The organism is Microbacterium sp. A93 (genome assembly GCF_051842835.1).
Genome location: NZ_JBPXMT010000006.1, coordinates 143,934 through 157,760, shown reverse-complemented (window position 1 = coordinate 157,760; position 13,827 = coordinate 143,934). Strand labels below are relative to the sequence as shown.

Annotated in this window: 11 protein-coding genes; 2 read left to right on the top strand and 9 right to left on the bottom strand. The window is 70.3% G+C overall.

Annotated elements, in window-relative coordinates; all coding sequences use genetic code 11:
- Positions 1 to 26 precede the first annotated feature (26 nt).
- A complete protein-coding gene (gene guaA / locus ACSU1G_RS16400) occupies positions 27 to 1,658 on the bottom strand; it encodes a glutamine-hydrolyzing GMP synthase (RefSeq protein ID WP_439281037.1) in 1,632 nt (543 codons plus the stop codon).
- Between the two features lie 63 nt (positions 1,659 to 1,721).
- Here guaA and ACSU1G_RS16395 point away from each other — a divergent pair, with 63 nt between their 5' ends.
- Entirely contained in the window at positions 1,722 to 3,104 is a 1,383-nt protein-coding gene (locus tag ACSU1G_RS16395) for an MFS transporter (RefSeq protein WP_439281036.1), read from the top strand.
- Here the strand turns inward: ACSU1G_RS16395 and ACSU1G_RS16390 are convergent.
- The 5 genes from ACSU1G_RS16390 to guaB are packed head-to-tail and all read right to left on the bottom strand — an operon-like array spanning position 3,101 to position 9,257.
- Complete coding sequence (locus ACSU1G_RS16390) at positions 3,101 to 3,649, bottom strand: DUF3817 domain-containing protein (RefSeq protein WP_439281035.1); 549 nt, start codon at positions 3,647 to 3,649, stop codon at positions 3,101 to 3,103. The two genes, ACSU1G_RS16395 and ACSU1G_RS16390, sit on opposite strands and share 4 nt — an antisense overlap.
- Positions 3,646 to 4,584 carry an SURF1 family protein gene (locus ACSU1G_RS16385; protein WP_439281034.1) on the bottom strand — a complete coding sequence of 313 codons (939 nt, stop codon included), beginning with the start codon at positions 4,582 to 4,584 and terminating at the stop codon, positions 3,646 to 3,648. The genes ACSU1G_RS16390 and ACSU1G_RS16385 overlap by 4 nt, the downstream gene beginning before the upstream one ends.
- 58 nt (positions 4,585 to 4,642) lie before the next feature.
- Complete coding sequence (locus ACSU1G_RS16380; protein ID WP_439281033.1) at positions 4,643 to 6,529, bottom strand: glycerol-3-phosphate dehydrogenase/oxidase; 1,887 nt, start codon at positions 6,527 to 6,529, stop codon at positions 4,643 to 4,645.
- Positions 6,530 to 6,534: 5 nt separating this feature from the next.
- Positions 6,535 to 7,671: a GuaB3 family IMP dehydrogenase-related protein gene (locus ACSU1G_RS16375; protein ID WP_439281032.1), complete on the bottom strand. Its 1,137-nt coding sequence runs from the start codon at positions 7,669 to 7,671 to the stop codon at positions 6,535 to 6,537.
- A 41-nt stretch (positions 7,672 to 7,712) separates the two neighbouring features.
- On the bottom strand, positions 7,713 to 9,257 hold the full coding sequence (gene guaB, locus ACSU1G_RS16370) for an IMP dehydrogenase (protein ID WP_439281031.1): 1,545 nt from the start codon (positions 9,255 to 9,257) through the stop codon (positions 7,713 to 7,715).
- 230 nt (positions 9,258 to 9,487) lie between these two features.
- On the opposite strand from guaB, the gene ACSU1G_RS16365 reads away from it, so the two are divergent.
- The gene (locus ACSU1G_RS16365) at positions 9,488 to 10,948 is read left to right on the top strand and encodes a dicarboxylate/amino acid:cation symporter (protein WP_439281030.1); all 1,461 of its coding nucleotides are present in this window, start codon (positions 9,488 to 9,490) and stop codon (positions 10,946 to 10,948) included.
- 67 nt (positions 10,949 to 11,015) lie between these two features.
- Here ACSU1G_RS16365 and ACSU1G_RS16360 read toward each other — a convergent pair whose 3' ends face one another.
- Genes ACSU1G_RS16360 through ACSU1G_RS16350 form a run of 3 tightly spaced genes read right to left on the bottom strand, consistent with a single transcriptional unit; the run spans position 11,016 to position 13,788 of the window.
- The gene (locus ACSU1G_RS16360; RefSeq protein WP_439281029.1) at positions 11,016 to 12,779 is read right to left on the bottom strand and encodes an ABC transporter ATP-binding protein; all 1,764 of its coding nucleotides are present in this window, start codon (positions 12,777 to 12,779) and stop codon (positions 11,016 to 11,018) included.
- Positions 12,776 to 12,937, bottom strand: coding sequence for a hypothetical protein (locus ACSU1G_RS16355; protein ID WP_439281028.1), 162 nt, complete (start codon positions 12,935 to 12,937; stop codon positions 12,776 to 12,778). The genes ACSU1G_RS16360 and ACSU1G_RS16355 overlap by 4 nt, the downstream gene beginning before the upstream one ends.
- Positions 12,934 to 13,788, bottom strand: coding sequence for a class I SAM-dependent DNA methyltransferase (locus ACSU1G_RS16350; protein WP_439281027.1), 855 nt, complete (start codon positions 13,786 to 13,788; stop codon positions 12,934 to 12,936). Before ACSU1G_RS16350 ends, ACSU1G_RS16355 begins: the two co-directional genes overlap by 4 nt.
- Positions 13,789 to 13,827 lie beyond the last annotated feature (39 nt).

The following is a 13,827-nucleotide window of genomic DNA, read 5'->3' as shown; positions in this document are numbered from 1 at the left end:
CCGGCGGTCCGCCCGCTGCGGGGGTGTCACTCCCACTCGATGGTGCCCGGGGGCTTGCTGGTCACGTCCAGCACCACCCGGTTGACGCCGTCCACCTCGTTGGTGATCCGGTTGGAGATCCGCGAGAGCAGATCGTAGGGCAGCGGGGCCCAGTCAGCGGTCATCGCGTCCTCGGAGGTGACCGGGCGCAGCACCACGGGGTGTCCGTAGGTGCGGCCGTCGCCCTGGACGCCCACGGAGCGGACGTCCGCGAGCAACACCACCGGGCACTGCCAGATCTGCCGGTCCAGTCCCGCCGACGTCAGCTCGGCGCGGACGATCGCGTCGGCCTTGCGCAGCAGGTCCAGGCGCTCCCGGGTGACCTCGCCGATGATGCGGATGCCGAGGCCGGGGCCCGGGAACGGCTGACGCCAGACGATCTCGTCCGGCAGGCCCAACTCGGAGCCCACCGCGCGGACCTCGTCCTTGAACAGGGCGCGCAGGGGTTCCACGAGCTCGAACTCGATGTCCTCCGGCAGTCCGCCCACGTTGTGGTGGCTCTTGATGTTCGCGGTGCCGTCGCCGCCGCCGGACTCCACGACGTCCGGGTAGAGGGTGCCCTGGACCAGGAACTTCACGTCCTTCGCGTCCGGATCGTGACGGGACTCCTCGATGATGTCCGCCTGCGCCTGCTCGAAGGTGCGGATGAACTTCTCGCCGATGATCTTGCGCTTGGCCTCCGGGTCCGTGACGCCGGCCAGGGCCGTCAGGAACACGTCCTCGGCGTCCACCATGATGAGCCGGGCACCGCCGGTGGCCGCACCGAAGGCCTTCTCGATCTCCTCGGACTCGTCCTGGCGCATCAACCCGTGGTTGACGTAGACGCAGGTCAGCTGGTCCCCCACGGCCCGCTGGACCAGGGCGGCGGCCACCGCCGAGTCCACACCGCCGGACAGGCCGCAGATGGCGCGGTGGTCCCCGATCTGCTCCTTGATCAGGGCCACCTGCTCCTCGATCACCGAGGAGGTGGTCCAGGTGTCCTCCAGCCCGGCGCCGTGGTGCAGGAAGTTGCGCAGCACCTCCTGGCCGCGCTCGGAGTGCCCCACCTCCGGGTGCCACTGCACGCCGTAGATCCTCTTCTCCGGGCTCTCGAAGGCGGCCACGGGGGCGCCGGCGGTGCGGGCCGTGACGGCGAAACCGGCCGGGGCCTCGGTCACCGAGTCCGCGTGGCTCATCCAGACGACCTGGTCCACGTCCTGGCCGCCGAAGAGCACCGAGGTGGAGCCGATGGCCTCCAGCCGGGTGGAGCCGTACTCGCGGGCGCCCGTCTGGGCCACGGTGCCGCCGAGCGCCTGGGCGATCGACTGGAAGCCGTAGCAGAGCCCCAGCACCGGGATGCCGGCCTCGAGCAGGGCCGGGTCCAGGGCGGGGGCGCCCTCGGCGTAGACGGAGGACGGCCCGCCGGAGAGGATCAGCGCGGCCGGCTTGCGGGAGAGGATCTCCTCGGCGGACAGCGAGTGCGGCACGACCTCCGAGTAGACGTTGGCCTCACGCACGCGGCGGGCGATCAGCTGCGCGTACTGGGCACCGTTGTCCACCACGAGCACGGTCGGGAAGTCGGCGGCGATCTGCGGGTTGTCCGCCTGCTGTGGGGTCTGGGGATCCTGGGGGGAAGTCACCCATCAAGGATAGTGCAGTCGAGGAGCGGACTGCGGCGATGCGGCTCCGGCACAATGTGGCCTATGTCCGATGCCCCACCGCCCGGCCCCGCCGCCGAACCCGCGCCCGATCCGGCCCTGCTGCCGCGGGCCCGCCGCGCCCAGCACCGCGCCGTCCGCGTGCTGGGCACCGCCCAGGTGTTCTCGGGACTGGGTAACGGCGCCACGCTCTCCCTCGGCTCGATCCTCGCCGTGGACCTCTCGGGGGCCGAGTCCAGTGCCGGACTGGCGAACACGGCCATGACGCTCGGCTCGGCCGCGGTGTCCATCCCCCTGGCGGGGGTGGCGGTCCGGCACGGACGCCGGGTGGCCCTGGGACTCGGTCTGGCCGCCGGGCTACTGGGGCAGGGACTCATGGTGGCCGCCGTCATCACCCGGTTCTTCCCGCTCCTGCTGCTCGGGGCGTTCCTGGTGGGCTTCGCCGCCGCCGTGAACCTGCAGGCCCGGTTCGCCGTGACGGACCTCTCCGAGCCCCGGCACCGCGGCCGGGACCTCTCCGTGGTGGTCTGGGCCGTGACCGTCGGCGCCGTGCTCGGCCCCAACATGGTGGGCCCGGGTGCCGTCCTGGCCGGCTGGCTGGGCATCCACGCCCACGCCGGACCGTTCCTGATCTCCGCCGCCGGGATGGCCGTGGGGGCCGCCATCATCCTCGCCGGACTGCGCCCGGATCCGCTGCTGCTGCGGCGGGAGCTGGACGGGACGGACAGCCAGGGCCCGACGCCGGCCGGTCACCCGGGCCGTTCGGTGCCGCACCGCAGGGGCACCGGATGGGCGGCCGGGTGGACGGCCGGGTGGCACATCGTGCGCGCCCAGCCCACCGCCTTGGCTGCGGTGGTGGCCGTGGCCTCGGCCCATGCGGCGATGGTGGGGCTGATGTCCATGACCCCCCTGCACCTGCAGCACGAGGCCGGGGTGGCCAGCCAGGAGCTGGGGATGCACCCGGACACCGTGGTGTTGATCGGCTTCACGATCTCCCTGCACGTGGCCGGGATGTACGCCCTCTCCCCCGTCATGGGGCTGCTCACGGACCGCTATGGCCCGGTCCGGGTGGCGGGCGCCGGGTTGGGGCTGCTGTTGGCGGCGGCCGGGCTCACCGGGCTGTTCCCGCACGTGCATGCCGCCGTGGTGGTCGGGCTGGTGGTGCTGGGACTGGGATGGTCGGCGGCCACGGTGGCCGGTTCCACCCTGCTCGTGGCCGCGCTGCGGCCCGAGGAGAGGGTCCCGGCCCAGGGGTTCTCCGACGCCGTGATGTCCCTGGCCGGGGCGATCGGATCTCTGGCGGCCGGCCCGCTGATGGGCGGCCTGGGCTTCGCCGGGCTCTCGGCGGTGCTCGGCGCGGTGGTGGTGCTGTGCGGGATCGGGATGGGCGTCCTCATCCGGCGGCCCTCGTCACCGGTCCGCGGTTAATACCTGCGCAGTGCCTCGGGGTGGTCGGCCAGCTCCTGGACGGTCTCGCGGTGGACGCGCTTCTCCACGATGAAGGACAGGAACGGCACCACGCCGCCGCCGGCGATCAGCAGCAGGCGCATCCCGTGCCAGCGCATGAGCGACCACAGCCGGAAGGCGGCCACGAGGTAGACCACGTACAGCCAGCCGTGGGCGATGAGCACGGCGATGGAGACGTTGAACCCGCCGGTCACGGAGTCCTCCGGCTGCAGGGAGAGCCCATTGGCGGAGCCGTCCACGAGGGTGCCGCCGGCATAGAGCTCGGTGCCGAAGCCGTACTTGAAGATCATCTCGAGCACGAGCAGCAACAGCATGATGCCGGTGATCCACGCGCAGATCTTGTACATGGTCAGCGCGGAGCGGATCTGCTGGTGCGTCCCGGCGAAACGCCGCGGGGCCTCGGTACCCGGGCGCGGCGGCGGAGCGGGCAGGTCGGCCTCCGTGATGTCCTCGGGGTCGGGCAAGGTGTTCGGGTCCACCGGGGGCTGCTGGTCCGGGCTGGTCACTGGTGCTCCTGGGATTGCTGGGGCTGCTGGGGTTGCTGGTCCGGGGAGGCCGACACGGACTCCCCATGGAAGTGTTCGTACTGCTCGATGGCCCGCTGCTTGGCCTCGCGGGCCTGCGCCCGGCGGCGCTCCAACTCGGCGGCCTTCCACTCTTCGGCCCACTGGCGGTCGAGTTCGGCCTCCTCCACGTTCCGCAGGTGGTCGTCACGCAGGAACCGCCACCAGAGGTAGATCGCGAATCCGGCGAACACGACCCACTCGATGGCGTAGAAGATGTTCATCCAGTTGTAGGTGGTCTCCTGCGGCTGTGGGTCGACGATGACCGACTCCAGGGTGCTGTCCGCGGCGGTTGCTCCCACCACGGTCCCCTGCCCGGTCGTCATCTCGAACGGAGCCACATATCCGGCGTAGGACGGCACGTCCCACAGGTTGATGAGCTCGGCCGAGGCGAGGCTGGTCAGCACGGTGCCCTCCGGGGTCTGCTCGATCCCCTCCGCCGCGGGCCCCTCGGCGGGCAGCAGCCGGCCGGTGATGTGCAGTTCCCCCTGGGGGACGGGGTCCGTTGCCGCGGTGGTGGCCGTCCAACCACGCACCACGGGGATGACCTCGTCCTGCGGGGCACCCTGGACACGGAAGGCGGACACCACCCAGTAGCCCTCCTCGTCACCGTTCAGGCGTGGGTGGATGAACACGTCCGTGTCCGCCAGGAACTCGCCGGACAGGGTGATGACCTGGTCCGCCTCCGTGCCGTACATCGCCTTCTCGGGCACGAAGTGCTCGGTCAGCGGCACGGGCGTCTCCGTCTGGGTCAGGGGAGGCGGGGCGGAGGCCGCATTGTCCATCTGCCACTTGCCGAGGAGCACGAAGACCCCGGACACCACGAGGGCCAGGATCAGTCCGGCGATCCACGAGGGTTTCAGGGCGGTTTTCAGCACCCCACCAGACTACGCGGTTCTCTACCACACGTAGAACTCAGCAGGACTGAGGAGTACCTCAGGAGGATCCCGGCAGTCCGCCCCGGGCGAGGTCCCGGGTCGAACCACGGGCCGCCTCCACGAGCAGTCCCTGCGCCTCTGCGTCCGTGGCCGCATCCTGCGTGGCCCGCTGGGCCAGGGTCCACTGCCGGTAGCGCTCGGCCTCGGCCGAAGCCCGCTCGGCGTCCCAGCCGATCAGCGGCGCTACGAGCCGGGCGACCGTCTCGGCGGCGGCAGCACCGGCGTCGTCCGCCTCGAACACCGCGCGGATCCGCCGCGCCAGGACGTCCTGGACCGACCGCGCACCCTCGTGGGTGACGGCATGCACGGCCTCGGCAGCGAGGTGTCCGGGCAACCCCGGCAGCTCCTCGGCGAGTTCCGGCTCGGCCATGGCCAGGGCGATCACCTCAGGGGCGACGGAGCCGTAGCGGTGCAGCAGGGACTCGACCGTGGCGGCCTGCAGACCGGACTCCCGGGCGAGTAGCAGGCGACGATTCCAGGACGGCGTCCACCCCTGGGCCCCGAGCAGCGGCAGCTCAGCGGTGCAGGAGGCGGGCACCCCCTCCCCGGATCCCGTCTCGTCCTGGCCCGTCAGCGGGCCGGTTCCGGGTGCTCCAGCGGTCCCGACGGCGGCGTCCACGGCATCGGCGGCCATGGTCCGGTACGTCGTGAGCTTGCCGCCGGTCACCACCGTCAGACCCGGCAGGGGCGTGGCGACGACATGCTCGCGGGACACCTTGGCTGTAGACGCCGTAGATGCTGCAGTGGCAGGAGCCTCGGTGTCCCCGAGCGGCTCGTCCTCCCCCGCCGGTGTCACCAGGGGTCGCAGGCCGGCGAAGACCCCCACCACGTCTGCCCGTGTCAGCGGCTCGGTGAACACCGCGTTGGCGTGCTCGAGCACGTAGTCGATGTCGGCGCTGGTGGCGGCGGGCTGGTCCACGGCCTCACGCCAGGGGGTGTCCGTGGTGCCGATGATCCAATGCCGTCCCCAGGGGATGACGAACAGCACGGATTTCTCGGTGCGCAGGATCAGCCCGGCGGTGGAGGTGAAGCGGTCCCTCGGCACCACTAGGTGGATGCCCTTGGCAGCCGTCACCCGTGGCATCCCCGCGGTCACCGGATGCTCGGTGCCGTCCGGATGCCGCACGGGGATGGAGCCGGTCCACACGCCCGTGGCGTTGATGATGCGCCGGGCGTGCACGGTGATGCGCTGGTCGGTCTCGCGGTCGAGGATCTCGACGCCGGTGATGCCCTCCTCAGGCCCCGCCCCCGTGCCGAGGTAGGCCGTGGCCTCGCCCCGGGAGACACAGTGGGCCCCGTGGGCGGCGGCCGTGCGGACGAGTTCGATCACCAGGCGGGCGTCATCCACCTGCGCGTCGTAGTAGCGGATGGCCCCGAGGTAGATCTCGGGCTTGAGCCCGGGGGCCACCCGGGCCACGGCGGCGCGGCCGAGGTGTTTGTGCACGGGCAGGTGCCCCGTGCGTCCGGCGGCCATGCCGTCATAGAGCGCGATGCCGGCCCCCACGTAGGGCCGCTCCCACGGCTTGGACAGGGGGTAGAGGAAGGGCACGGGCCGCACCAGGTGCGGCGCGATGTCCTCCACCAGCCGGCCCCGCTCCCGCAGCGCCTCGTGGACGAGGGGGAAGTCCAGCATCTCGAGGTAGCGCAGCCCGCCGTGGACCAGCTTGGAGGACCTCGAGGACGTGCCCCAGGCGTAGTCGGTGGCCTCCACCAAAGCTGTGGAGAGCCCACGGGTGGCGGCGTCCAGTGCCGTGCCGGCGCCCACCACTCCCCCGCCGATCACCAGCACATCCAGCGGATGCTCCGGGGTAGTGGCGCGCAGCGTGGCGAGCGCACGGTCCCTGCTGTCAGGACCGAGCCGCTCGTTGCCGCCGGTGACCGTCATGCTGGTCAGCGGTCCTGGGTGGGCGCCACCAGGACCTCGACCTTCTGGAACTCCTTGACGTCCGAGTACCCGGAGGTGGCCATGGCCCGCTTCAGGGCGCCCATGAGGTTGGAGGTGCCGTTGGTGTGGTGGCTCGGGCCCCACAGCACGTCCTGCAGGCTGCCGACGGTGCCCACATAGGTACGGTCCCCGCGCGGCATGTCCGCGTGGGCGGCCTCCCCGCCCCAGTGCCAGCCACGGCCGGGGGCCTCCTGGGCGCGGGCCAGGGCGGCACCCAGCATCACGGCGTCCGCACCCATGGCCAGGGCCTTGACGATGTCACCCGAGGTGCCCACCCCGCCGTCGGCGATGACGTGGACGTAGCGTCCGCCGGACTCGTCCATGTAGTCCCGGCGCGCCTCGGCGATGTCCGAGATGGCGGTGGCCATCGGCACGCGGATGCCCATGGCGCGTCGCGTGGTGGAGGAGGCGCCGCCGCCGAAGCCCACCAGGACGCCAGCGGCACCGGTGCGCATCAGGTGCAGGGCCGGGGTGTAGCCGGCCGCGCCACCGACGATCACGGGGACGTCGAGCTCGTAGATGAACTGCTTCAGGTCCAGCGGCTCACGGTTCTGGGAGACGTGTTCGGCGGAGACGGTGGTGCCGCGGATGACGAACATGTCCACCCCGGCGGCCAGCACGGTCTCGTAGTACTCCTGGGTGTGCTGCGGGGTCAGCGACCCCGCCACCACCACGCCGGCCTCACGGATGTGGGCCAGGCGCTCGGCGATCAGCTCGGCCTGGATGGGTTTCGAGTAGATCTCCTGCAGCCGCCGCGTGTTGGTGGGCGAGTAGTTGCTGCGCTCGAACGCGGCGATCTCCTCGAGGACCGAGCTCGGGTCCTCGTACCTGGTCCAGAGGCCTTCGAGGTTGAGCACTCCCATGCCGCCGGCCTGCCCCAGGGCGATGGCGGTCTCCGGGCTCATGACCGAGTCCATAGGAGCGCCGATCACCGGCATCTCGAACGTGAAGGCGTCGATCTGCCAGTTGATGGACACATCTTCGGGGTCCCTCGTACGGCGCTCAGGTACCACTGCGATGTCGTCCAAGGCATAGGCCCTGCGTCCCCGCTTACCGCGGCCGATCTCGATCTCGTTGCTCACGCGTTCCAGCCTAGTGCAGGTGCCGGACGTCCAGGCGCGCGCTACCGGGTCCGGTAGTTCGGCGCCTCCACGGTCATCATGATGTCGTGCGGGTGCGATTCCTTCAGCCCTGCCGGGGTGATGCGCACGAAGCGGCCGTTCTGCTTCAGGTCCGCGATGGTGGCGGCACCGGTGTAGAACATGGTCTGGCGCAGACCGCCGACGAGCTGGTGCACCACCGCGGAGAGGGGACCGCGGTAGGGCACCTGTCCCTCGATGCCTTCCGGGATCAGCTTGTCCTCGCTGGGCACGTCTGCCTGGAAGTAGCGGTCCTTGGAGAAGGACCGTTGCCCGTTGCGGGTCTGCATGGCCCCCAACGAGCCCATGCCGCGATAGGCCTTGAACTGCTTGCCGTTGTAGAACACCAGGTCACCCGGGGATTCAGCGGTGCCCGCCAGCAGCGAGCCGAGCATCACGGAGTCGGCGCCGGCGACCAACGCCTTGCCGATGTCACCGGAATGCTGCAGGCCGCCGTCGGCGATCAGCGGGATGCCCGCCGGGATGGTGGCCTTGGCCGCCTCGTAGATGGCGGTGATCTGCGGGACCCCGACGCCGGCCACCACACGGGTGGTGCAGATCGAGCCCGGGCCCACGCCCACCTTCACGGCGTCCGCGCCCGCGTCAACGATGGCCTTGGCCCCGGCGTAGGTGGCGGCCTGGCCGCCGATGATGTCCACGTGCGCCGAGGACGGGTCCTTCTTCAGCCGGGCGATCATGTCCAGCACGCCCTGCGTGTGGCCGTTGGCGGTGTCCACCACCAGCACGTCCGCACCGGCCTCCACCAGGGCCATGGCACGCTCGTAGCCGTCCCCGAAGAAACCGACGGCACCGCCCACGCGCAGCCGGCCCTCCTCGTCCTTGGTGGCGTCCGGGTACTGCTGGGCCTTGTCGAAGTCCTTGACGGTGATCAGGCCCTGCAGCTTGTTGTGGTCGTCCACGAGCGGGAGCTTCTCGATCCGATGCTCGGAGAGCAGCCGGATGGTGTCCTCCCGGGAGACGCCGACCCGCGCGGTGACCAGCGGCATCGACGTCATGGCGGAGGCCACCGTGCGGTGCTCATACTCGGAACCCGGGATGAACCGGGTGTCCCGGTTGGTGATGATGCCCAGCAGGGTGTTGGAGGCGTCCACCACGGGCAGCCCGGAGACCCGGAACTGGGCGCAGAGGTCATCCCACTCGGCCAGGGTGGCGTCCGGGCCCACGGTGACGGGGTCCGAGATCATCCCGGACTCGGAGCGCTTGACGCGGTCCACCTGGGCCGCCTGATCCCCGATGGAGAGGTTGCGGTGGATGATCCCCAGTCCACCCTGACGGGCCAGCGAGATGGCCAGCGGCGCCTCGGTGACCGTGTCCATGGCGGCGGAGGCGATGGGCGTCTTCAGGGTGATGCGCCGGGTCAGCCGCGTGGAGGTGTCCGCGTCGGCCGGGATGACATCGGTCATGTTGGGCAGCAGCAGGACGTCGTCATACGTCAGGCCGACGAAGCCGAAGGGATCGGCGGCGGTTGCCACCGGTTCTGCCGAGGGGCCGGGGATCTGTGCACTCACGGGCGAAGGGCCTTTCAGTCTGCGGGATTGCGACCAGTCTAGGCCCGCCACTGGCGGGTGGGTCGCGGGGCATCGTGGCTGTGGAACACCGCCCGGCCCCCGGTCTATTCCGCGCGTGGCGCGGGTCACGCCAGGGGTTCGCCCTCAGCCACTTTGGCGTGGGTCACAGAGATGTCATCTGAGGCAACACCATTCCCGAATTGTGGTATTGGACCGTTAGCGTTCTCCGGGTGAACTCCTCGACCAACACCGCGCCCCTCACCCCGGAGACGCAGGCGGCACCCCGCCGGCGACTGCCCGGGTGGATGACCAACTTCGGCACGCAGATCCTCGCAGCCCTCATCCTGGGCCTGGTCCTCGGCCTGGTGGCCCGCTCCGGCGGACACACCCCCGAGACGCCCACCGGGCTCGGCACCACCCTGGAGGTCCTCGGCTCCAGCTACATCTCGCTGCTGCGCGCCGCCGTCGTGCCCCTGGTGTTCTTTGCCGTGGTCGCCTCGATCGCCAACCTCGCCCAGGTGACCAACGCCGCCCGTCTGGCCGCCAAGACCCTGCTGTGGTTCGCGATCACCTCGCTGATCGCGGTGGTGATCGGCCTCGTCATCGGCGGCGTGATGCAGCCCGGCGTGGGCACCGGTCAGACCACCCCGCCGGAGTACGAGGGCAAGACCGGCAGCTGGTGGGCGTTCCTGCAGGGGCTGATCCCCTCCAACTTCCTGGGCCTGTCCGCCTCGACGAGCGCCGCCGATGACGGCTCGCTGACCACCTCGGTCAGCTTCAACGTGCTGCAGGTGCTGGTCATCTCCATCGCCGTGGGCGTCGCCGCCCTCAAGCTGGGTGAGAAGGCCAAGCCCTTCCTGGACTTCTCCGCCTCCATGCTCGAGGTCATCCAGAAGGTGCTGTGGTGGATCATCCGCATCGCCCCGCTGGGAACCGTCGGGCTCATCGGCAACGCCGTGGCCTCCTACGGCTGGGACACCATGGGCACCTTGGTGAAGTTCGTGGTGGCCATCTACGTGGGCCTAGCGATCGTGCTCCTCGTGGTCTACCCCGTGTTGGTCAAGTTGCACGGCCTGTCCATCCGGCAGTACTTCACCGGCATGTGGCCGGCCTTCCAGATGGGCTTCGTCTCCCGCTCCTCGATCGGCACCCTGCCCGTCACCCAGCGCGTGGCCGAGCGGAACTTCGGCGTGCCCCGCGGTTACGCCGCCTTCGCGGTGCCGTTGGGCGCCACCACCAAGATGGACGGCTGCGCCGCCATCTACCCGGCCATCGCCGCGATGTTCGTGGCGCAGTTCTTCGGCATCGACCTGGCCTGGAGCGACTACCTGCTGATCATCCTCGTCTCCGTCCTCGGCTCCGCGGCGACCGCGGGCACCACCGGTGGCGTCGTGATGCTGACGCTGACCCTCTCCACGCTGGGACTGCCGCTGGCCGGCGTCGGGCTTCTGTTGGCCATGGACCCGATCGTGGACATGGGCCGCACCGGCGTCAACGTCGTGGGCCAGGCGCTGGTTCCCGCGCTGGTGTCCAAGCAGGAGGGCATCCTGGACGAGGGCAAGTACAACGCCTCCCGCGCCGGCGGCAACCTGCTCGCCGATGATGGAACCGAGGAGGCACCCCTCGAGACCAACAACGACGGCGGCGCCGGCACCGGCGCGGAACGTGACAGCGAGTCGGTGCGCGCCTGAAGACGACGGTCCGGGCACGACTGCGCAGCCTCTACACCGAGCTCGGGGCCGGCTTCTGACCCGGCCGTCAACGCACCGGGCCCCGGGAGGCCTGCGCAGGTTCCGGTCGGCCGGCCACGGGCTGTTCGAACTGCTGGGAGACCAGCCGTCGGTACGTCTCGTGGACCTGCATCAACTCGCCGTGACGGCCAGCACCGGTCACCCGCCCGTCTTCGAGGACGAAGATCTGGTCGGCCCTCACCACGGAGGAGAGGCGGTGGGCGATCAGGACCACCTGGATGCTCTCGGCCAGCGTCGCGATGATGCTGGAGATCCGGGCCTCGGAATCTGAGTCCAGGTGGGCTGTCGCCTCGTCGAGCAACAGCAGGTCCGGCTGGTGGATGAGCACGCGGGCCAGGGCGAGCCGTTGACGTTGCCCGCCCGAGAGCCCCGCGCCGTCGTCCCCGAGAGCCTGGTCCAGTCCCAGGGGGAGGCTGCGGATGGCCTCCTCGAGCCCCACCTCGCGCAGGACGTCCCACACGGCGTCCCGGGAGGTGTCCGAGGCTCCCAGGGTGATGTTGTCCCACACCGAGCCGCGCATCAGGCTGCCGTCCTGGCTGACGAAGCCCATCCGTCCGCGCAGCTCCTCCAGAGGCATGGACCGGATGTCAGCACCCTGCCAGAGGACGGACCCGGCGTCTGGTTCGTAGAAGCGCTCCAGCACCTTGAAGACCGTGGACTTCCCCGCCCCTGACGGGCCCACGATGGCGGAGAGCCCCCGTGCGGGCAGGACGAGGTCCAGGCCCTGCAGGGCGGGTTCCTCACGCCCGGGGTAGGTCAGCCGGACCCCACTGAACCGCACCAACTCACCGCCGGCGCTCCCCTGCTCGGGCACTCCGAATCCGTCCGGCACGGGCCCCTCGGACTCCAACCCGGCCAGCTCGCCGACCCGGTCGAGGGCCGCCCGCCCCTGCTGGAACTGCGAGACGGACATCAGGGCCACCACCAGGGGGGAGACCAGGTACAGCAGGTAGAGGATGAAGGCCACCAACGCGTCCAGGGCCATCAGGCCCTGTCCCGCGCGGGCGGCGCCCACGATGATCACCAGGGCCAGGGACAGTTGCGTGCCGACGTTCATGGCCGGTGTCAGCAGCGCGGCGATGCGGGCGACCTTCAATCCGGACCCGCGGGCGCGGGACGCCTCAGCTGTGACCCGGTCGAGCTCCGCGTATTCCGCCCGCAGCGCCTTGACCGTCTCCAGGTTGGACAGCTGGGACAGGACGACGGAGCCGAAGTCGGAGTTGTGCTCGCGATTCTCCACGGCGGACTTGCGGATGGCCTTGACCAGTCCGACGCAGGCCAGGGAGGTCACTCCGATGGTGGCTGCGGTCAACAGGGCCAGCCAGGCATCCAGGACGAACATCATCACCAGGCAGCCGGCCACGGACAGCAGGGAGGTGGCCAACTGCGAGACGGAGGAGGACAGGGCCACCCGGGCCAGCGAGGTGTCCGCCGAGACCCGCGTGAAGAGGTCTCCCCGGTCCCAGGTGGAGACCGCGGGAATCCTGGACCGGAGGATGCGGCTCATCACCGTGGTCCTCAGGTCCAGGACGATGTTCTCGCCGGCTCGCGCCACCAGGTAGCTGCCCACGGCCCCGCACAGCACGTCGGCGGAGAACAGAACGACCAGGGCGACGACCTCCGCCGCCGCAGACCCGCCGGCCACCAAGGTGTTGATCAACGCGGCCACGAGCAGCGGCTGGACCAGCATGGCGATGGTTCCCACCATGGACAGGAGGATCCCCGCACCGAGCAGGGGGCCCTGGGCGGCCGTGAGCGAGCGGAGCCTCACCCTTCGGATCTACCGGTCGCGGTGCGTGCGGTGAAGGCGACGGAGACCCCGGTGATGACCGCGATGACGATGGCGGGGATGAGGTCCATGAACTGTGCCAGCACCAACCCCGTGACGATGCCCACGGCCGCTCCCATCAAGAACTCAGTCGGCTTCACTGCGCTGCTCCTTCCCTCGTCACCGGCTCCGCCTCAGGCGGCCGGCGATAGCTTCTGATGTACAACGGGGCCTCGTCCCCGTAGGGGGCACCCGACCAGGTGGCGAACAGCAGCTCCGGAACCAGGCCGGCCTCTGTCGCCATCTGGTCCATGACCTCAACGGGTGTCAGGAGTGACTGTTCGACTCCCGTGTGGAGGGTGCCGTCACGCTCGATCCAGATCTGGCGGCAACGCCAGGCCTCGTCTCCGGCCTCGGACTCGGTGAGCTGGGAGTAGGTGGTCAGCCACCCACCCTGCGCCTCCAGAGGGACCGTGGTCACAGCGGGATTCTGTCCACCCATCAGGGCGTGCACCTGCAGGGGGTTGCCGGTCTCGACCACGAAGATCCCCCCGGGTGCCAACGTCTGGGCCACACGGTGCATCGCACGGCGCTGGTCCGCACGGCTGCCGACCATCGACATGGTCTGGCAGACCGCGAAGATCATGCCATAGCGGCGGTCGGGAAGTTCGTGGACGAAGTTACCGTGCGTGGCATGGACGGGTTCGCCGTCACGATGCCCCTCCAGGAGGGCCAACATCTCCACCGAGGAGTCCACGGCGTCGACGGGACCGATGCGCCGTGCCAGCGGCAGGGCGATGCGCCCCGTGCCCACCCCGAGCTCCAGGGTTCCCTGGGCGATGTCCGGGTGGATCCTGGCCAGGCCGTCAGCAGTGATCTCCGCGAACTCGTCATGCTGGAAGATCCGGTCATAGAATGGGGCGAACTCACGGCCGTAACCGGTGTCCTCGACACCGTCCCGAGCCTGCACCGCACCACCGGGGTGTGTGGCGGTCATGGATGCATCGGTCATACGTTCCTCCTTGTCGGTGGACACGCCCGCGGGGGCCCG

Bases quoted from the DNA above. Each gene is read 5' to 3' on its own strand.
- ACSU1G_RS16395 (WP_439281036.1), top strand. From the start codon at position 1,722: ATGTCCGATGCCCCACCGCCCGGCCCCGCCGCCGAACCCGCGCCCGAT.
- ACSU1G_RS16380 (WP_439281033.1), bottom strand. From the start codon at position 6,529: ATGACGGTCACCGGCGGCAACGAGCGGCTCGGTCCTGACAGCAGGGAC.
- ACSU1G_RS16350 (WP_439281027.1), bottom strand. From the start codon at position 13,788: ATGACCGATGCATCCATGACCGCCACACACCCCGGTGGTGCGGTGCAG.